This window comes from Virgibacillus alimentarius (assembly GCF_000709085.1).
Taxonomy (GTDB): domain Bacteria; phylum Bacillota; class Bacilli; order Bacillales; family Amphibacillaceae; genus Virgibacillus_B; species Virgibacillus_B alimentarius.
In genome coordinates this window covers 13,980-34,372 of the sequence record NZ_JFBD01000010.1, presented here as the reverse complement: position 1 = coordinate 34,372, position 20,393 = coordinate 13,980, and the positions used below count along the sequence as shown (strand labels likewise).

Annotated in this window: 17 protein-coding genes; 9 read left to right on the top strand and 8 right to left on the bottom strand. The window is 40.7% G+C overall.

Features of this window, described 5'->3' with window-relative positions:
- Positions 1-56 precede the first annotated feature (56 nt).
- Positions 57-1,616: a BCCT family transporter gene (locus GZ63_RS0102030; RefSeq protein ID WP_029266362.1), complete on the top strand. Its 1,560-nt coding sequence runs from the start codon at positions 57-59 to the stop codon at positions 1,614-1,616.
- 169 nt (positions 1,617-1,785) lie between these two features.
- Here the strand turns inward: GZ63_RS0102030 and GZ63_RS17790 are convergent, their stop codons facing one another.
- Together GZ63_RS17790 and GZ63_RS0102020 are read right to left on the bottom strand one after the other, a co-directional pair.
- The gene (locus GZ63_RS17790; protein WP_156947660.1) at positions 1,786-1,953 is read right to left on the bottom strand and encodes a hypothetical protein; all 168 of its coding nucleotides are present in this window, start codon (positions 1,951-1,953) and stop codon (positions 1,786-1,788) included.
- Between the two features lie 101 nt (positions 1,954-2,054).
- Entirely contained in the window at positions 2,055-2,921 is an 867-nt protein-coding gene (locus GZ63_RS0102020; protein WP_029266360.1) for a LysR family transcriptional regulator, read from the bottom strand.
- A gap of 125 nt (positions 2,922-3,046) precedes the next feature.
- Here GZ63_RS0102020 and GZ63_RS0102015 point away from each other — a divergent pair, with 125 nt between their 5' ends.
- Positions 3,047-4,342, top strand: coding sequence for a purine/pyrimidine permease (locus GZ63_RS0102015; RefSeq protein WP_029266358.1), 1,296 nt, complete (start codon positions 3,047-3,049; stop codon positions 4,340-4,342).
- Positions 4,343-4,431: 89 nt separating this feature from the next.
- Here the strand turns inward: GZ63_RS0102015 and GZ63_RS0102010 are convergent, their stop codons facing one another.
- The 6 genes from GZ63_RS0102010 to GZ63_RS0101985 form a co-directional block, all read right to left on the bottom strand.
- The gene (locus GZ63_RS0102010) at positions 4,432-5,898 is read right to left on the bottom strand and encodes an aminoacyl-histidine dipeptidase (protein WP_029266356.1); all 1,467 of its coding nucleotides are present in this window, start codon (positions 5,896-5,898) and stop codon (positions 4,432-4,434) included.
- Between the two features lie 228 nt (positions 5,899-6,126).
- Complete coding sequence (locus GZ63_RS0102005; RefSeq protein WP_084178902.1) at positions 6,127-7,110, bottom strand: N(5)-(carboxyethyl)ornithine synthase; 984 nt, start codon at positions 7,108-7,110, stop codon at positions 6,127-6,129.
- 419 nt (positions 7,111-7,529) lie between these two features.
- Positions 7,530-8,747 (bottom strand): NAD(P)/FAD-dependent oxidoreductase, encoded by a 1,218-nt coding sequence (locus GZ63_RS0102000; RefSeq protein ID WP_029266352.1) that lies wholly within the window; start codon positions 8,745-8,747, stop codon positions 7,530-7,532.
- Positions 8,740-9,081, bottom strand: coding sequence for a (2Fe-2S)-binding protein (locus GZ63_RS0101995; protein ID WP_029266350.1), 342 nt, complete (start codon positions 9,079-9,081; stop codon positions 8,740-8,742). The genes GZ63_RS0102000 and GZ63_RS0101995 overlap by 8 nt, the downstream gene beginning before the upstream one ends.
- Positions 9,078-9,335, bottom strand: coding sequence for a (2Fe-2S)-binding protein (locus GZ63_RS0101990; protein WP_084178912.1), 258 nt, complete (start codon positions 9,333-9,335; stop codon positions 9,078-9,080). Before GZ63_RS0101990 ends, GZ63_RS0101995 begins: the two co-directional genes overlap by 4 nt.
- Before the next feature lie 79 nt (positions 9,336-9,414).
- A complete protein-coding gene (locus GZ63_RS0101985) occupies positions 9,415-11,139 on the bottom strand; it encodes a sigma-54 interaction domain-containing protein (protein WP_029266348.1) in 1,725 nt (574 codons plus the stop codon).
- A 160-nt stretch (positions 11,140-11,299) separates the two neighbouring features.
- Between GZ63_RS0101985 and GZ63_RS0101980 the strand changes: the two genes are divergently transcribed.
- The 7 genes from GZ63_RS0101980 (at position 11,300) to GZ63_RS0101945 (ending at position 20,381) form a co-directional block, all read left to right on the top strand.
- The gene (locus GZ63_RS0101980; RefSeq protein WP_029266346.1) at positions 11,300-12,481 is read left to right on the top strand and encodes an NAD(P)/FAD-dependent oxidoreductase; all 1,182 of its coding nucleotides are present in this window, start codon (positions 11,300-11,302) and stop codon (positions 12,479-12,481) included.
- 1 nt (position 12,482) lies between these two features.
- Positions 12,483-13,523 carry a proline racemase family protein gene (locus GZ63_RS0101975; protein WP_029266344.1) on the top strand — a complete coding sequence of 347 codons (1,041 nt, stop codon included), beginning with the start codon at positions 12,483-12,485 and terminating at the stop codon, positions 13,521-13,523.
- The gene (locus tag GZ63_RS0101970; protein WP_029266342.1) at positions 13,524-14,444 is read left to right on the top strand and encodes a proline racemase family protein; all 921 of its coding nucleotides are present in this window, start codon (positions 13,524-13,526) and stop codon (positions 14,442-14,444) included.
- Between the two features lie 83 nt (positions 14,445-14,527).
- On the top strand, positions 14,528-15,952 hold the full coding sequence (gene nhaC / locus GZ63_RS0101965) for a Na+/H+ antiporter NhaC (RefSeq protein ID WP_029266340.1): 1,425 nt from the start codon (positions 14,528-14,530) through the stop codon (positions 15,950-15,952).
- 83 nt (positions 15,953-16,035) lie between these two features.
- Positions 16,036-16,929: a 4-hydroxy-tetrahydrodipicolinate synthase gene (gene dapA / locus GZ63_RS0101955; protein ID WP_029266338.1), complete on the top strand. Its 894-nt coding sequence runs from the start codon at positions 16,036-16,038 to the stop codon at positions 16,927-16,929.
- Positions 16,930-17,065: 136 nt separating this feature from the next.
- The gene (locus GZ63_RS0101950; protein ID WP_029266336.1) at positions 17,066-18,553 is read left to right on the top strand and encodes an aldehyde dehydrogenase family protein; all 1,488 of its coding nucleotides are present in this window, start codon (positions 17,066-17,068) and stop codon (positions 18,551-18,553) included.
- Between the two features lie 367 nt (positions 18,554-18,920).
- On the top strand, positions 18,921-20,381 hold the full coding sequence (locus GZ63_RS0101945; protein WP_029266334.1) for an APC family permease: 1,461 nt from the start codon (positions 18,921-18,923) through the stop codon (positions 20,379-20,381).
- Positions 20,382-20,393 lie beyond the last annotated feature (12 nt).

Genomic DNA, 20,393 nt, shown 5'->3' with positions numbered 1-20,393 from the left:
AGAATTTTTGTGTTGTTTTATAGATACAAGTTAAAAAAACTAGGAGGAACTAATTTTTGAAGAATTTAAGTAAGAAAGGCGAATCGATTGACAAATCAGTGCTGTTTCTAAGTGGTGGAGCGTTGATTGCTTTTGTGATTTTCGCATGGACCAATCAGGAATTGGTCACAAATATTGTAAATTATCTATTTGATTTATCTGTGAAGTATTTTGGTTCGGTTTATCAAATTCTTATGTTAGGGACATTCCTAATTGCTTTGTTTCTTGGGTTTTCAAAATTTGGGAAGATTCGCTTAGGAAAGCTGGATAAACCGGAAATTAGTACTTTTAAATGGATTTCCATCATTATGTGTACGTTACTTGCGGCAGGTGGTGTGTTCTGGGCTGCTGCTGAGCCGTTGAGTCACTTTTTAACGGTCCCACCGCATTTTTCCGGTATCGAGCCAGGCAGTACAGAAGCAGTTACGCCCGCACTTGCAGCTAGCTTTGTTGATTGGGGCTTTCTCTCGTGGGCAATTCTTGGTACGTTGGGTACGTTTGTACTCATGTATGCCCATTACCACCGCGGGGCGCCATTAAAGCCAAGAGCATTACTTTATCCCATTTTTGGAGAAAAAATTATGAAGAAAAGTGTCCTTGGTACTGTTGTAGATGCTTTTTCCGTTGTATCGGTAGCTGCGGGCACCATTGGGCCAATTGGATTCCTTGGTTTACAGGCTGGTTATGGACTGAGTGCTTTGTTTGGGATTCCTGATAATGTGTATATCCAGTCCTTAATCATTATTGTCATTGTATTCGTTGCTGGTGTTTCCGCAGTTACAGGAATCCATAAGGGTATTCAGATTTTGAGTAGTTACAATGTTATTTTGGCTCTGTTCCTTATGGTGGTCGTTCTATTGCTAGGTCCGGGGTTATTTATTTTTGATTCGTATCTAGAATCATTTGGATTATACGTACAAAACTTCTTTAGCATGAATACCTTCCGTAGTGATGGGGCATGGCTTGGGGGATGGACGGTCTTCTTTTTTGCCTGGTTCATTGGGTATGGACCGATGATGGCAATGTTTGTCAGCCGTATCTCCCGAGGCCGTACAATTCGGGAAATTGTTACTGCTGTTGCAGTCATTGCACCTATTGTGACAGCTTTTTGGTTCACGGTAGTTGGTGGAACAGGAATTTTTCAGGAAATAAAAAATCCTGGTTCCATATCTGAAGCGTTGAGTAGTGACGGCCCACCAGCAGCGATGATTGCTATAGCTGATCAGCTTCCATTTGGTACAATCTTAGGCTTTCTGTTCTTGTTGGCAACCGTTATTTTTGTGCTAACAACAACGGACTCTATGTCCCTGACGATTTCGATGGCGATTACGGGAAATGGTGACCCGTCAAAATTATTACGTGTATTCTGGGCATTTCTAATGGGGGTTGTAGCAACTGTTCTATTAACGATCGGTGAAGATAGCGTTAATTCGTTGCAATCCTTTATTGTTGTCACAGCTGTTCCTGTTTCCTTATTGATGTTAACAACCTTTTGGACTGCACCACACGTATGTAAGGAGCTTGAAAAGGAACAATTGGAAAGCACAACAAAGAGAAAGTACATTCAAGAAGAATAAATGAGTAAAAACAGTGGCAGTTTTAATTAACAATCTGATATCTAAATAATATGGTAAATCAAGTAAGCAGACCGCCTTTATAAATTGAAGGCAGTCTGCTGTTTTTATTAGTTGTCTCTGCTTTTTTAGGTGTACCGTGCATTCAACTTATATGGATGAAAACCATCTCTTACAATTCATTTTCGCACGCCCGAATACATTCGTTTAAATCCTGACTAGCATGCTCTAACTTTTGCTTCGATTGTTCATTTTCCATCATATCCATTGCATGATCAAGATGCGACAGCGCGCTTTCACATTCATTAATGCATTCTTGAAGATGTTGTGTATGTGGCATGAAAAACCCTCCTTTTCCCCCTTATATTCTCCGTGTGATAAAAAAATATTCGACAAAATGCGGGGAGTGCCAGGCACCCTCCCAGGGGCGCCACTTCCATTCTACTTAAACAATTTCTGTGCAAGTTCAATGAATGCTCGTACTGCAGGGGATGCTTCTTCTACAGAAGGGCAGGAAAGTCCTAATGTCCGCCATGACATAGGTTGAATGTCGCGTATGGTGATGCCGGGTTCATTCATCGGTAATGCCAATTCAGGCCCGATGGTGATGCCGAGTCCTTCTTTGACCATGTTCAGTATGGTGGAAGCGCCTTGTACCTCAAATGCAATATTTGGCTTTAATTCTTCTTTATCAAACATGCGCTTTACAATTTCCTCCGATCCTGCTTTTGTCAAAATCAATGATTCCCCTGTAGCCTCCTCTAACGACACAACATCTTTTATTTCTAAAGGATGGCCTACTGGAAGGACAACAACCATTTTATCTTCTACTAGCGGGGTTAATTCTAAATTTTCGTGGGGAAGGGAGGAGAAGCCAACATCAATAATTCCGGATAACAGCCATTCATTCACCTCATGATAGGTTCCCTCAAAGAGACTCAGCTTAACTTTTGGGTAATGAGACTGATAAAAAGCGAGCATTTTAGGTAATAGATGTGCAGACGCACTTGGAAAACTTCCAAGACGGATGGTGCCACTTTCTATTCCAGTGATTGCATCGACTTCTTCGGAAATACTACTGACCCGTCTGAGAATTTCCCTCGCATGGATGAGAATGCGTTCACCGATTGCTGTTAAATATAATCCTTTGCGCCGATTACGAATAAAGAGCTGACAGCCGAGTTCTTTTTCAAGACCTGCTATCGCGTGACTAACCGCTGATTGTGTCATATTTAAATAGTGAGCTGCCTTTGTAAAGCTCTCTGATTCAACCACTTGGACAAAAATTTCAAATTGTGTAATAGTCATGAGTAACACCTCATCTTAATCATGAAATATATTAATTTGATTCATTATAGCTCTATCCCGTATAATATAGCAAGAGCGTTTAAAAATCATCTTAAGTAAGATTTGCCGTATAGGAGTGAATCATATTGAAAAAATTTTTGTCGTCCCTGCAATGGGCGTTATTTATTTTGATGGGAAGTATTGTAGTCCCTGTTGCCGTTGCTTCAAGCTACGGATTGAGTCCAGGTTTAACCGTGGAATTTGTGCAACGAACATTATTCGTACTTGGTATGGCTGGTATTTTACAAACATTATTTGGACATAAACTCCCCATCCAAGAAGGACCAGCTGGTCTTTGGTGGGGTGTTTTTTCATTGTATGCAGGCCTTGGCCCTGTTTTATTTGGTTCCCATTTGGAAACACTTCGAGCACTGCAGTTCGCGTTTATCTTAAGTGGAATTATTTTTATTGTATTTAGTTTATTCGGATGGGTTGAAAAAATAGCAAGCTACATCAGCCCAACCGTGGTTGGAGTGTATTTAATCCTCATGGTCGCTCAATTAAGCGGATCATTTCTACAAGGGATGTCCGGACTAAACGGGGATTCTAATGTTATTCAGCCGACAGTATTAGCACTGTCTCTTGGAATTGTTGTGCTTTCCTATATGTTTATGAGGCTTTCACGATTTGGGCATTATTCCGTATTATTTACGATCGTCTTCGGTTGGATTATGTTCTCTCTCTTTGATTTAACAAAACCAATTATTAACGTTACGGAAACGTTTAAACTTCCGGAGATATTTGCTTTTGGTACACCATCGATTGAACCAAATATGGTCATTATGGTTGTCTTTATTACCTTTTTATTACTCGCCAATATGCTGGCTTCTGTAAAGGTTGTTCAACATGTTATGGAACGTGAAAAGGTACATTATGAAAAAAATCGTCTGAAAGAAACAGGGATTATTTCAGGTGTGAACCAATTGCTTGGAGGATGCTTTTCTGCAATTGGAGCCGTCCCGATTTCAGGGTCAGCGGGTTTTATTATGACAACCAAAATAACAAGTAAACTGCCGTTCCTGCTCGGATCGCTTGCAATTGTCGCAATAAGCTTCGTGCCATCGATTACAGCTTTTGTTGCTTCGATACCAGAAGCTGTCGGATATGCAGCGATTCTGCCCGTTTTCTCAAGTATTATCAGCTTGGCATTTCAGGAATTCGATTCGGTGGAAAACAAACAAATCTTATACCGAATTGTCAGTGTCTCCCTATTTGGAGGCATTGGGGTAATGTTTATCCCGTCCGAGGCATTCACCAACATGTCACCAACGCTAGCATCTATATTAAGTAACGGCCTCGTATTTGGAGCCATCATCGCCGTCGTGTGCGAGGCGCTGTTGACAAGGAAAATTGATAAGGAGAAACAATGGAAGAGTGCGTAAAAATGGGAGATAGACCCATGTGAACATTTCATATGGGTCTCTCCCTTTTTAATGTTATTCGACAAAATACGGGAAGTGACAGGCACCCTTTAGAGGTCTGCCTCTTTCATTGCTTCTAACACAGCGAGCAAGTAATTCCAAGTATTCAGAGCGGAGGATATACTTATGTGTTCATTTGGCGTATGGGCATCATAAATATCAGGGCCGATGGAAATGGCGTCAAGTCCTGGAATTTTATCGATGAAAATACCGCATTCAATTCCTGCATGAACAGCAATGATTTCAGCATCTGTGTTATATTTTTCTTTGTGGACTTTTTCAAACACCTTTCTGATCTTGGAGTTGGGATTATATGGCCATTCCGGGTAATCCAAGTCAGTCATAAAATGGCATCCCGCCAATTCTGCGGCAAGTTTCGATCTGGCAACAATATCTTCTTTCAAACTTTTTATGGAGCTCCTTATATCACTTTCAAACACGATCTCCTTATCAGATGTGGATACAATTCCCAGATTCGTCGAGCTTTCTACCAATCCTTTTATTTCCATACTCATGCTTTGAACGCCATTAGGAATAAGCATTAAGGAAGTAATCGTTTTATGTTTCGTATCTTGTGAAAAAACGTTGGAAGTATCCGGTATCATTCTTTCCAAGCTAATTAAAATAGTTGGATCGGAAGCATGCAGTTCATTTTTTAATAGTCTGTTCCATGCTTCTATTTTATCTTTTAAATGTTGAATGTTATTCTGATGAATTAAAATGACCGCATTCATCTCACGGGGAATAGCGTTTGGTGCAGAACCTCCGTTTATCTCTTGCATCAAGTAAGGAACATCCGTTAATTGATGTAAAAAACGCCCCATTATTTTAGCGGCATTGCCGCGTTCTTCGTGAATCGACATCCCTGAATGGCCACCTTTTAGTCCACTAACTGTAATGCGGAAACCTGTCAAGTCGTCCTCGGTCTCTTCCCAGGTGATCGGAGCGCGTTGAATTGCTTTTACTCCTCCCGCACTGCTGACTAATAATTTATGATCTTCTTCAGAATCCAAATTAATTAAAACCTTTCCTTCAAAATGATCGGGATCAACTGCAAAGGCACCGCCCATGCTTGTCTCTTCTTCGGTTGTGATGACAACTTCCAGCGCCGGATGTGGGGTGGTTTGTGCACCCAGTAATGCAAGCGCGTACGCGACAGCGATCCCATTATCAGCTCCTAATGTTGTGTTTGTTGCATAAAGCATATCTCCATCGACTCTTAATTGCAGCGGATCTTTATTAAAATCATGTTCCGTATCATTGTTCTTTTCACAAACCATATCCATATGCCCTTGAAGGATCACTGTTGGAACATGTTCGTAACCGGGGGTTGCTTGCTTTTTGATGATGACGTTTAATGCATCATCTTGAATGACTTCCAGGTCTCGTACATTTGCAAAATCGACTAGATAATCACTGATTCCCTTTTCATTGCCAGTGCATCTCGGTATTTTTGTTATTTGTTCAAAATAGGAAAAAACGATTTCTTGCCTTAGCTCTTCTAAATTTTCATACATGTTATCACCCTTTCTAGCTCCATGAAGTAAACATTGCAACAACAAGGTACTGCATCTGATTTATGTTTTATTTTATCATAAATAAGAGGATCAGACTTTATGGAAATCGCTTACATAATGTCTGATCCACACTAAAATTATTCGACAAAATTCGGGTGGTGCCAGGCACTTCACTAGAAAAGGGCCAGACTACATGTTAAAACTTCACATGTAATCTGGCCCATAAATTTAAATTTTCATCACATTTTCTCGCTCTTGGTTATCTAGGATTTTGTGATCGTATATACGTCCGTTATCTAAGATAATTGCAGGGCGTAATAGATCATTTTGTTTCTCCTTCCCTTTCATGATAAGGGGCAAATACTTTTTAACTTCTTTACTAATGGATTTGGAAGCTGTTTTGTAAAAGATGCTTGGCGTATGATCGACGACATAATGAAGAACACCGTCCACTATGTATGTCGGGTTTTCTATTGTTGTTGGAATGCTCGTTTCGATCCCTAATCCTTCATCACAGCTTATATCAATAATCATGGAATCTTGTTTCATCTTTTTTACATTTTCCTTATAAATAATGTGGTCTGTACGGCTGACATCCCAAGTAATCGCGTTTACAAGCACATCATACTTACCTGCTTCTTCTCGGAATAAATCTTCCGTTCTTCGATCGTACACAGTTACATCTGCACCAAGACTGATTAATATTTTATACGCACCACGTGCCACATTTCCTCTTCCTAAGAGCGCAACTTTTGTATCATACGGCATTTTTCCATGACAGGTAAACGCCTGCATGATCGCCGCTTCACCCGCAATTTCATTATTTCTCCAGAATATATGTCTTCCTTCTTCATGCATATCTTCCCAAGCAATAGCAGTCAGCCGTTTTGACAAAAATGTATCGGTAAGTTTCTTATTTTGTACGGCGTGAATCCATCCAAATACAATTTGTCCGTCGGAAAGCTTTTCAATATAATCAGCATCCCCGGCTTTTGGATCACAAATAATATCTTGCTTTAATACTTCTTCTCGACTAACGACATGGACACCTACATTTCGCAACATCTTGTCGGACACGGCAAACGATTCCCCGTATCCTCTTTCAAAAAATAACTTGTCCTTATGATCCATTTTCGCAATATCTTGAAGGATCATTGCCTGTCTATGTTCATTTTCTTTACAATTTAATGGAAATCCTACTGTTCTAATCAAATAAATCCCTCCAATTAATTTTCAAAACAAAATCCATCTAGATTTTCTAGCTTTCATAAAAAGCTAGGATGAAAATAATTGCAGTTCATACATTTAATCGAATCCTCCCATCATATCATTCACCCTTGCTTATCGGCTTAAGCAAGGGTTTAATGTGATTTATGATTCCTCTTTTGAAGATATAGGGACAAAATCAATGTTAGATTGAAGAATAGATCGTTTGAGGAAGAGCCGATATCATGTCTTCCTATTTAGTATAACATAATTCTGATTTTTGTGATTTTAATGCTATACGAATGAACGTGAAAAGAGAGGCAGACCTGATGCAAAGTTTGGCATCAGGCCTGCCCCTCGTCTAAAATCATTCGACAAAATTCGGGTGGTGCCAGGCACCCGCCAGAAGGCACCCGCGGCCAGTTTCAAACTTCCTGAACGTTTCGTTGATAGGTATTCCACTGGTCTTGTATTTTGGATCTTCCTTTTTGAATTTGCGGATGGAATTGAATGTAGGCATGATCTCTGGTTGTTTTCACATGTTGGATGGCATCCATGATCTTATAGTCTAAGCTACGAATACCGTTATTTCTAGCAATGGAAAGTCCCGCTACATGTCCTTGTGCTGCGGCTACTTTCGCTCCTTCGATACCTGTTATATTTCCTGCTACATATAGTCCATCTAACGTTGTTTCCATTTCTTCACTATGCAAAGGAACATATCCACCAAGCTCTTCCACTAAATAAAAGGGGCAGCCGGCAATCGCTGCGAGTTCTGCCAGTGGATATAATCCGCCGGCGATGCAGACGAAATCAGCAGCAATGTTTTCTTCAGTGCCGGGGACAACATCCCCTTTTGAATTAATCGTTGCTAGGGTTACCCCTTCTACTTGATTTTCACCGTAAATTTCGATCACAGCTTTTCGAAGTTGGATAGGAATATCCCACATTTTCACACCATTCTTTGGATAGAAGGCAGCGCCCATTTTTTTCATGAAGTCACCTTTCATGAATTTACTTCCTAATTTAACAAACGGAGAAGGGGCCATATGGGAAACGTGAAGGAGCGAATCCATCACTTCTTTTGGATGTGCTTCCACGTCAGTAACTTCCGACATTCTTGGCAATGTAAGGCTTGCTACTTCCACACCAGCAAGCTGAAGTTCCATGGCAATTGCAGCTGAAAGTACATTGATTCCAATAATAACACCGCGTTCGCCAGGCTTCACACGATGAACATTTGTCATGACCTGTGCAGCTCCAACTGACATGACGCCAGGAAGTGTCCATCCTGGTACAGGAACAGGGGACTCTGCCGCACCTGTTGCAAGTAAAAGGTTAGAAGTTTGCAGCACCTCTTTCTCCGTATAAATGACCCACATGTCATCCAAATACTCAATATTGGAGACAGCGGTACCAAAACGGAACTGCACCCCCAGATCAACAGCTTGCTGAAAGAGTCGCTCCGATTCTTTGATTCCGTTCCACCATTTGCCATCCGGCTGTTCATAAAGCTGTCCCAGTAGCCGGCCGCCGGCTCTCATGTATTCGTCAAGAACAATGACATCAAGTCCATTTTCAGCACAAGTGACTGCTGCTGTTAAGCCAGCAGGTCCGGCACCGATAATGATTCCGTTATGCATTTTCATACCTCCAATCTCGAACTGGAGTAGGGAGCGGCGCTGGACTCTCAATTACCATGCCTTCTTCAAGTGGGGTCAGGCAAGCTCGTTGGCCTTGTTTTCCATTGATGATTACTCTGCATTCAAAGCAATGTCCAATATTACAGTAAATTCCCCGTGGTGTCCCGCTTTCCTCGTGATAACGGAGCGTGCGGACACCGTTCGCTAACAAAGCTGCTGCAATTGGTTCGCCTTGTAATCCCTTATATTCTTTTTGGTTAAAGGTAAAAGAAATCTCTTTTTGACTTTTTTGTTCGCCAAGTATCGGATGATCCAGAATTCTTCGGTCTGTCATTTATGCTCCCCTCCTAAATCCGCAAAGCTAACAGGACGTACGGGCGGCTGATATTTTAAAGGAATGATGTCCTTTTCTTTTTGTTTCTCTAAACTGCTGGCAATTTTGTCAACTGCGCTCCGGCAGGTTCTCCCGCCGCAATATCCCATTCCTGCTCTTGTTCTCAGCTTCAGCTCTCTAGCTGTACAATTATATTTTTCTTTTGTTTTTTTTAAGTCAGCATACGTTACTTCTTCACACCTGCAAATTATCATGTTGTTTTTCTGCAAATGAATCACCTCATTTTTGTGTCTTGTTAGAAATACATGCAAGAATCACGCCAAAAAATGAGCATTAAGGTTTTATTCCTAATTTTTTCATTCGATTATAAAGTGTCGCCCTTGTGATTTGAAGATTTTTTGCACATGATAATTTTTCTCCATTTGTTTTTTTCAATTCCTTTAAAATAATTTCTCGTTCCAATTCTTGTAGACGCTCTGCTAATGAACGAGTTTCTTTTTCTGAAAAAATAGAAGCATTTACTCCATTTCCATTACTTGCTTGGGCCATGTGGTCAACCTCAAATGGAAGCACTTCTTTTTTGATTTCTCCTTCTTCCGAAAATACAACTAAGCGCTCGACAACATTTTTTAGTTCCCTAATGTTTCCGGGCCAATCATAGGAAAGGAGTGCCTGCATCACTTCCTGAGAAATTCCGTGGATGGGCCGGTTATATTTAATGGATATTTCATATAGGAAGTAATGGGTTAACTCAATAATATCCTCTGGTCTTTTCCGGAGTGGAGGGATTTCCAAGCTAACAACATTTAAGCGGTAATATAAGTCTTCTCTGAACTTACCTTCTCTGATAAGTTCCTTTAAATCACGATTTGTCGCGGCTACAACGCGAAAATCGACCTCTATTTCTTTTGTTCCGCCAACAGGATAAAACTTCCTTTCTTGCAATAAGCGAAGGATTTTCACTTGCATCTCCAGAGGCATTTCACCGATTTCATCCAGAAATAATGTGCCGCCCTTTGCAAGTTCTACCTTTCCTTTTTTACCTTTTTGATGGGCTCCAGAGAAGGCACCTTTTTCATAACCAAAGATTTCACTTTCAAATAATTCGAAAGGAATCGCTCCGCAATTAATAGCAACAAATGGTGCATTTTCACCTTCACGAATGTTGTGAACTGCTTTTGCGAAAAGTTCCTTGCCGACCCCACTTTCCCCGTAAATTAAAATATTGGTCTCCGTTGTGGCTGCTTTTTTTGTCATGTCCAGCGTCTGTTTTAGAGCGGAACTATTTCCTCGTATCCGTTTAAATGGATCATCCGCGAGTTTTAGTTTACTGACTTCTTTCTCCAAGTGAAATACTTTTTCAGTTGCTTGGTGTAATTCATTATTCAGCTTGATTTGACTAGTAATATCTGTTTCGGAAACGACTGCTCCGATAATTTTATCGTGCAGATAGACCGGTTTTGAATTAATTAAAACAACAAGATCCTCACGCGCTTGATGCTGGCTATGCTTTAAGGAGGTACCATCTTTCAGTGTTTGCAGTAATGCCAGTCTGTTCGTCTGGAAAAAATCCCTTATCGGTTGCCCGAGGATGTCCGGTTGTTTTACAGAAAAGATCTTTTCAGCACCTTCTGTCCAGATTAAAACGTTTTCATTAGCGTCAATAACGGTACAGGATGTATCAATCGTGTCCAGGACAGTTTGGAAGTAGGCTTGAACTTCCAAATGAGCTTTTGCCAGTTGTTTAAAAAAAGTAGTGTCATGCAGATAGCCAATGTATCTTCCTTGATCATGAACTAAAAGCGTGTCAAAATCTGCAAAATAATCAATGATTGTCGCTAAATCTGTATGGATGGATATCTCCCGACACGCTGAAAATACAAGGTGGTTTACATCATCTTGTTCGTTTACACGGTATATGTGCTCATTCTGCTGGATAAAAACACTTTTAGGGGAGGCTGCTTTTACTTTTTCTTTTAAATGTGCTTCATTTTTTTCAGAGAGTAATCGAAAATCCTTACATATAAACTTCTTTAAGTTCGTTTGTAAAAATTCCATCCCATATAAACCTCCATAAGAGTTTTGTGTAAAAATATTTTTACACTTTCAAATTATTTTTACATAAAACGACAAGAAATGCAAGATACTTTGGATTATTCTCGCAATTTATGTTTTGGCATGGAAGTTGCATTTATAAAAAGGGAAAGGAGGATTTTTTATGAAAAATGCACTCCATCGCGATGTAGTCGTCATCGGAGGAGGAATTATCGGAGCAGCCATTGCTTACTACAGTTCAAAAGCAGGCCTTGATATCACTGTTCTTGAAAAAAATGAGCTCGCTAGTGGCACATCCTCAAGATGCGATGGAAATATTTTAGCGATCGATAAAGATCCTGGCTTTGATAGTCAAATGTCACTAAAAAGCCAGCAGCTGGTACATGAACTTAGCAAGGAATTAGAAATTCCATTTGAATACCGGAACCCAGGAAGCATTCTTGTCTGTGAAAATGATGCGGAAATGGATGCAGCACAAAAGTGGGTGAACCAGCAGCAGGAAGCAGGGCTGGATTTTAACATGCTGGATCGTCAGGATTTACGGAACGAATCAAACTATTTTGCGGATGATTTATACGGAGGACTAGAGTGTCAAACCGATGCAACAGTCAATCCTTATATGTTGACGTATTCTCTGTTTCACAATGCGAAAAAGCAGGGTGCGAAAATTCATACGAAAACAGAAGTGAAAAATCTTTATAAGCATCCTGAAAATCAATTTGTGATTGAAACAAGTAAAGAAACTTTTACAGCAAATAAAGTGATCAATGCTTGTGGTGTATGGGCGCCGGTGATTGGAAAAATGGTAGATGTTTCGATTCCAATCCAGCCCAGAAAAGGACAGCTGATTGTTGCTTCTAGACAGCACCCAGTCGGCTTAAGAAAAGTAATGGAATTTGGTTATCTGATTTCCAAATTTGGTGGAGAGAGGCAAGTGGATGCTGAAACAGAAAAATACGGTGTTGCGCTTGTGTTTGAGCCAACCGAAAGTCAAAACTTCTTAATTGGAAGTAGTAGGGAATTTGCAGGATTTGATACGAAAGTAAATCATGATGTAACGAAATACATTGCCAAACGAGCGGTTCGATTTTATCCGAAGATTGCGGATATGACAGTCATTCGAACTTATGCAGGGCTGAGGCCTTGGACAGAAGACCATCTGCCGATCATTTCCCATGTTGATGAGGTTCCTGGATTTTATGTTGCTGCTGGACATGAAGGGGACGGCATTAGTCTTGCGGCTGTAACAGGAAAAGTGATACAGGAAATGCTCCAGGAAAAGGAGACATGTATCCCGACAGAACCACTTCGCTATGATCGCTTTAAAGAAAGGGTGTTCAACTAGCATGAATTTTCAACGACTATTTTCAACCATTGATACACATACAGGAGGAAATCCAACGCGAACAGTGATCAGTGGACTGCCTCCACTGAAAGGGAAAACGATGTCTGAGAAAATGCTGTATATGCAGGAGCATTATGATTGGATCCGAAAATTTTTAATGAATGAACCAAGAGGGCATGATGTGATGTCGGGTGCACTGCTTACCGACCCATGTCATCCGGACGCAGATGTAGGTGTGATTTATATCGAGACAGGCGGCTACCTTCCGATGTGCGGCCATGACACGATTGGATTTTGCACCGCACTGATCGAGGCAGGCCTGATCGAAGTGATGGAACCATATACACAGATCAATTTGGATACTCCTGCAGGGCTCGTGAAAACGAAGGTGAAAGTAACAAACGGAAAAGCAGAAGAAGTGAGTTTTGCGAATGTACCTGCATTCCTATTGAAATCGATTGTGATCGATGTAGAAGGAATTGGCGAAGTAGCATGTGATATTGCTTATGGTGGAAACTTTTATGGAATTATCGATGCACGCAAACTTGGACTGGACTTGGTAAAAGAAAATGCTTCAACCATTATTGATCAAGCAATTACCATTCGAAACGCGATCAATGAAAGGGAAGATGTTATCCATCCGGAACATCCATTTATCAATGGATTGACACATATTGAATTTTACACCGATCCTGTACACCCCGATGCAGATGTGAAAAATACAGTTGTTGTTCCTCCGGGAGGCATTGATCGTTCACCATGTGGTACAGGGACGTCGGCAAAAATCGCTACGATGTTCCATCAGCATGAAATTGGCATAAATGAAACATTTGTCCATGAAAGTATTGTCGGATCACTATTTAAAGCACGCATCCTTGAGACAACAAATGTAAACGATTACCCAGCCGTTCTTTCAGAAGTGACTGGATCTGCGTGGCTCATGGGGATGCACCGGTTTTTCTACAACGAACGTGACCCCTTGAAAGAAGGATTTTTACTCATTCCTCCAATGGACAACAAACGAAAAGAGGAGGGTGTATAAATGAATATCGAAAAAATGTTTACGACCATTGATACACATGTAGCTGGGGAAGCATTTCGAATTGTGATCCATTCGCCGATTGATTTAAAGGAATCAGATATTAAGCTTAATGATGCCATTTTACATGACCATTTTCAAAGGGAACGGGATTTTTTATTGAACGAACCTAGAGGGCATCGTGGAATGAATGGCTGTATCATTCTCCCGTCGAAAGTTGCAGATTATGGGCTCCTATTTTTCAATCACACTAGTAGCGGAACTTTCAATTACGGGGCACTGGTAGCATCCGTCACGGCGCTGCTTGAAACAGGAAATATAGCAAAAAAAGAAAATGAAGCATATACCATCGAAACCGTTCATGGGATTTATCGCGTGAAAGTGAAACAGGAGAATCAGGAAGTAACATCTGTTTCTTTTGAGGCAGAAGCATGCCAAGTAATTGAGAAAACACCGGAATTCACACTTATGCAAGTCGATGCATCACGAAATTATGCGATCTTTTCACTTCCTGAAATCGTAGAGAAAATCAGTCTAGATTATCTTTCCGATATCCAAAAATGGGGAAAAGAAGTGTCTGAAAAATTAAAAGGGGAGGCCATTCCATTTGAAGGAATTGTCATGGTAGATGCTAGCGGATTATCAGCGAATACGGTTCGTTCGGTTACTTTTGAAAAAGATGGAACGATCCTGCGTTCACCAGGGGCGGATAGCACACTTGCCATTTTCGGTGCATTTTTAAGCATAGATCATGTGCTTGAGCAACTTACGAATTACAGTATTTTTGACAGTGAGCTAACTGCTCAATTCGTACCTCGTTCAAAGCATCTCATGTCGATGGAAACGGAAGGATTTGTTACAGGAATGCATCAATTCATCTATGATCACACAGACCCGCTTCAAGAAGGATTTTTATTGAAATAATGGCAGGGAGTGTTTTTCATAGACGTTTATGAAAAATATTGCCGCTTTCATAACAAAAAAACGAGTAAAAAGGAGCGTGCAAAATGAGTACGGATAAAAGATTACCGACCCTGGGAGAAGTGCTATTTGTATTGATTGCCTTTGTTTCTATTATGTTCTTATTCGTAGTTCAATTTGAGATTCCCATTCAACTGGCTCTTTTGACGACATGGTTTGTCATTATGATTGTTGGACTCCGAATTGGATATTCGTATGCAGAAATGCAACAAGGAATATTAAAAGGTATCACAGATGGTCTGGAAGCCGTACTAATCTTAATTTGCGTTGGAGCTTTGATTGGCACATGGATAGCCGGCGGGATTGTACCCAGTATTATTTATTACGGATTATCTATTATCCACCCAAGTATTTTTCTACTGGCTGCATTTATCATTTGTGCAATCACTTCACTGGCGACTGGAACATCGTTTGGTTCTGCCGGAACTGCCGGTATAGCGATGATGGGAATTGGAATCAGCTTTGGTTTCCCGGTTGCGCTTGTGGCTGGTGCAGTGATTTCCGGCTGTTATGTCGGTGATAAGCTTTCTCCATTATCCGATACGACGGTAATGACAGCATCGCTATCAAAAGTAAACGTCATTGAACATATTAAATCGATGCTATTTGTCAGCGGACCAGCGTTTGTTATTGCCGGGATCTTATTTTTAATCACAGGATTTTTCTTTATTGACAGCAGTGGAACAATCGAGCAAGCGGAAGCAACAATGGCTTCCTTAAACGATTTTTTTCATATTAACTGGTATATGTTAATTCCGGCTGCCATCGTTATTGCGTTACTGATATTAAAAAAACCGTCTATTCCAGTTATTTTATTTGGTGCACTACTCGGATCGATATGGGCATATCTTTTTCAAGATGTTGCCTTGCTTGATGCGATCAAGGGTCTATATTCCGGAAATTCGATTGATTCGGGTGTAGATTTTATCGATAATCTCTTAAACCGTGGCGGCATTGTCTTCATGCTGGACGTCATCGCCTTGATTCTCTTTGCACTGGGCGTAGGTGGATTAATGGAGCAGACCGGTATCCTGAAAGTGATCTGTATTAAGCTGCTTTCTTGGGCAGACAATGCAGGGAAAACAACGATATCTACCATTCTAGCAGGATTTTTCGGTAATTTCTTTGGTGGAGCTGCCTATGTATCGGTTATTACCGCAAGTAAAATCACAGAGGAAAATTACGATCGCCTGAACATCGACCGCCGGATACTTTCCAGAAATACCGAAGCAGGCGGAACAGTAACTACACCAATGGTCCCGTGGTCAGATGGCGGTGTGTTTATGGCGACTACACTTGGCGTTTCTACCATAGCATACCTTCCGTTTCTATGGTTCAACTTTTTAGTAATAGCCATCTCCATTTTATATGGCTTTACAAATAAATTTATCTGGTACACAAAGCCAGAAGAAAAGACAGAAGAACAAGATTCAGAAAGAGCATTACCTTAGATGGTGCCTTTAGATGGTGCCTGGCACCACTCGAATTTTGTCGAATATAAATTTCAAAAATACATCCAAGGAGGAATTTTAAAATGAAACAATTAGAAGGAGCATTTCCAGTATTAATTACACCGATGACACAGGATTTTGAAGTGGACTATGAGGGACTGAAGAAAAATATTGAATACTTTATCGATGTAGGTGTAGCAGGTATTGCAGTGAATGGCAGTACGGGAGAATTTGTCAGTTTAACAAAGGAAGAGCGCTATAAAGTAGCTGAAGTAGCGGTTGAACAAGTAAATGGGAGAATACCGGTTGTAGTAGGAACTGCTGCTGAAACAACACAAGATGCCATTGAATATACGAAACAAGCAGAAGCTGTTGGTGCGGATGCTGCCCTAATCATCAATTCGTATTACGCACATCCAAAAGATGAAGAGATATATGAACATTTTAAAGCAGTTGCTAATGCTGTAACGTTTCCGATCATGCTGTACAATAACCCATTTACGTCAGGGATTAATATTGGAACAGAAACGATCTTAGATGTTGCCCGCGAGGTTGAAAACATCACGCATATTAAAGAATCGAGCGGTGATATTAGTAAAGTTCGCGATATTACTAGACAAGGAAAAGGATTTCTTAAAACATTTTGCGGTGCAGATGATTTAGCTTTAGAGTCGTTTTTAGTTGGGGCAACTGGCTGGATTTCTGTCGCAGCAAATATAGCACCACGTTTAGCAACGGATCTATATAACAGTGTAAAGGAAAATAAGATCGAAAAGGCATGGGAATTATATGATAAAATCCTTCCATTATGCAACTTGCTTGAGGGGGAAGGAAAGCCTGTTCAAATTGTAAAAAGAGCAATGGAACTGCAAGGTCTTGCAGGTGGTCCATCACGTAAACCGAGACTTCCATTAACGGAAGCAGAAGAGGCGAAACTTCAGGGGATTTTAAGCAGTTTAGAAACCATTCAACAATAGCACCTTCAGTTTCTACGACTGCATGAAAGAAGTTCAATAGGAAAAGAGCCTTCTTAGCGTAGTCTATTTAATCGGTTAAGAAGGTTACTGTTCATAGATTGACAGAGGATGAAATTAAATTAAGGAGGTTTTTTCATTGGCAACAAAAGAAATTGTTTTAAAGCCAAAAGTAAAGGAATTTTTGCAAGATGTGAAAGGTCTTTATATTAACGGAGAATATGTACAGTCTATCAGTGGGAAAACATTCGATGTTCTTGACCCGGCAACGGAGGGAGTCATTGCAAGGGTGAGCGAAGCACAAGAGGAAGATATAGATGTCGCGGTTGCTGCTGCAAAAGATGCATTTGAGCATGGAGAATGGACAAAAATGGAAGCAGCTGAACGCTCACACCTCATCTATAAGTTTGCTGATTTGCTCGATGAAAACAGAGAAGAGCTTGCCCAGCTTGAGGCGATGGATAACGGCAAGCCGTACGAGGTAGCACTTGCAGATGATGTGGACGGAACCGTTCAGCATTTCCGGTACTATGCTGGATGGGCAACAAAAATCACAGGAAAAACGGTAAATGTATCTCCTGATTATTTTAATTATATTGTGCATGAGCCTGTTGGTGTGGTTGGTCAGGTCATTCCATGGAACTTCCCGCTTGCAATGGCCAGTTGGAAACTTGGTTCTGCTTTAGCGGTAGGTTGTACGGTTGTCATTAAACCAGCTAGTGAGACGCCATTGTCTTTACTTTATGCAGCAAAATTATTTAAGGAAGCTGGCTTCCCGGACGGGGTTGTTAATATTGTTCCTGGTTCAGGCAGTGTGGCAGGAGAGTCGATTATCACACATAAAGATATCGCAAAAGTTGCTTTTACGGGATCAACGGCTGTTGGAAAAGGTGTGATGAAGAAAGCAGCGGATGATATTAAAGATGTGACACTAGAGCTCGGAGGAAAATCCCCAAGCATTATTTTAGAAGATGCAAATCTCGAAGAAGCCATTGAAGGTTCTTTTAACGGGACAATGTATAACCATGGTCAAAACTGTAGTGCATGTACGCGTGTATTTGTTCATCGCAAGCATTACGACCGTGTTGTTGAAGAACTTGCAGAACGTGCAAAAGCAATGAAACTAGGACCAGGAATGAATCCTGAGACAGAAATGGGACCACTTGTTTCAGCGAAACAACAGCAAACGGTGCTTGATTATATTGACAAAGGAAAGGAAGAAGGCGCACGTTTGGTCGCTGGCGGAAAAAAAGCATTTGACAAAGGTTACTTCGTAGAGCCAACAATCTTTGCTGATGTCGAGGATGACATGACCATTGCAAGAGAAGAAATTTTTGGCCCAGTTATGTCGGTATTCGTTTTTGATGATGTAGAAGAGGTAATTGAGCGGGCAAACGATAGTGAATATGGTTTAGCAGCCAGTGTATGGACAGAAAACATTCGAACAGGCCATTATATTGCAGGTAAATTGCAAGCGGGTACTGTATGGGTGAACGACTTCGGCTTGGAGCTTGAAACAATGCCATTTGGCGGATATAAAAAGTCCGGTGTCGGAAGAGAAATGGGCGGAGAATACGGCCTAGCTAACTATACCGAGGTTAAAAGTGTATTAGTAAAAGTAAAGTAAACGAGAAGGGAGGCAGCCCCCATGTGAACGATTCGCATGGGGGCTGCCTCCTTTTTTTAGTTGAACTAATTATTTACGTCTTAAAGGTAGAAAAATGGTTGCCAGTGTAAAAGAAGCCAAAACACCATATTTTGCACGCTTTATCAAATCGTAAAAACTTTTTTATTCAAATTTGTAATGGGATTCATTATAAAATATAATAGATTTAACTTTAATACATATGGTATTTGTCGTATATGTTTGGTTTAATAGAGGGGAGATGGGTTTTGAAAGCGTTATCATATTGATTTTACAGGGGGGAAGCTGACATATATACACTTCCACGGAATAAACATCAGACAAGAATTTAATTTGAAGGAGGAAAAGCATGGAAGAGCGACAGACGCTAAAAAAGACACTTAAGCCGCATTGGGTCTGGGCGATTGCTTTAGGTTCTGCGATTGGATGGGGAGCATTTGTCCAGCCGACAACGTGGATGGCTGATGCAGGTCCCTTAGGAGTGATTATTGGTTTTAGTATTGGTGCATTATTAATGATGCTGATTGCTGTAAGTTATGGTTTTCTCATTAAAAGTTTTCCGGTTTCGGGAGGGGAGTTTGCCTATGCGTATATTAGTTTGGGCAGGACACACGCCTTCATTAGTGGATGGTTTTTAGCCCTGGGATATATCTGTATTGTGGCACTCAATGCCTCTGCATTTGCGCTCATGATTAAATTTGTTTTCCCCGCTGTGATTGAAAATCTCCATCTTTATACCATTGCAGGTTGGGATGTTTACGGAATGGAAATCATTATTGCATCTGCTGCACTGGGGATCTTCGGTTATTTCAACACAAAAGGAACAGGGCTGTCTGGTCAAATCCAGTTCATTTTCGCCTGCGTGATGGTTGTGGGTGTTATTGCATTAACCTTTATGGTAGGAGGACAACCGGGAGCAGGTTTATCCAATATCCATCCTTCTTTTCCTACTAATACAACAGCATTTGCTGCAATTATTTCTATTGTTGCTATTGCACCGTGGGCCTATGTTGGCTTTGATGCCGTCCCGCAGGCCGCTGAGGAGTTTGATTTTCCAGCTAAAAAGGCATTTACTTTGATTATTTTAGCTTTACTATTTGCTGCTATTTTATACAGTTTGATGATTATTGCAACGTCTATGACAGGACCGTGGCAAGATCTAGTAGCTGAAAATCATATCTGGGGGACAGGATTTGCAATCCAGGATGTAGTGGGAACGATGGGACTAATTATTTTGGTAACAGCACTTACGATGGGAGTCTTCACTGGTTTAAACGGATTTATCCTTGCGACAAGCCGTCTATTGTTTGCGATGTCACGCGCTAAAATTTTACCGTCTGCTTTTTCTAGATTGCATCCGAAGCATGAGACACCTTACATTGCTGTTATTTTTACAGTAGTTGTATCGATGCTAGCTCCTTGGTTCGGACGTGAGGCGTTAACGTGGGTTGTTGATATGTCGTCGATCGGAGTATCCATTGCCTATTTATATACATGTTTTACAGCTTTCAAATTATTCAAATGGTCAAAGGATAAAGATTTCATTCCTTCTAAACATGAGGTTTCGCCATTTAAAAAGACATATTCCGGGATTGGCGTTATCGCAAGTTTGATCTTTATTTGTCTCTTACTAATACCTGGATCGCCTGCATTTCTTGGCATCGAATCTAGAATCGCATTAGGTCTGTGGATATTGCTTGGAATTATTTTTTACTTTGCAAAAAGAAAAGAATTCAACCGCATACCAAAGGAAGAATTGAATTATCTTATTCTAGGAGATAAAGAGATCAAGCCGAAAAGAGATGAATAGAATCATAGAAAA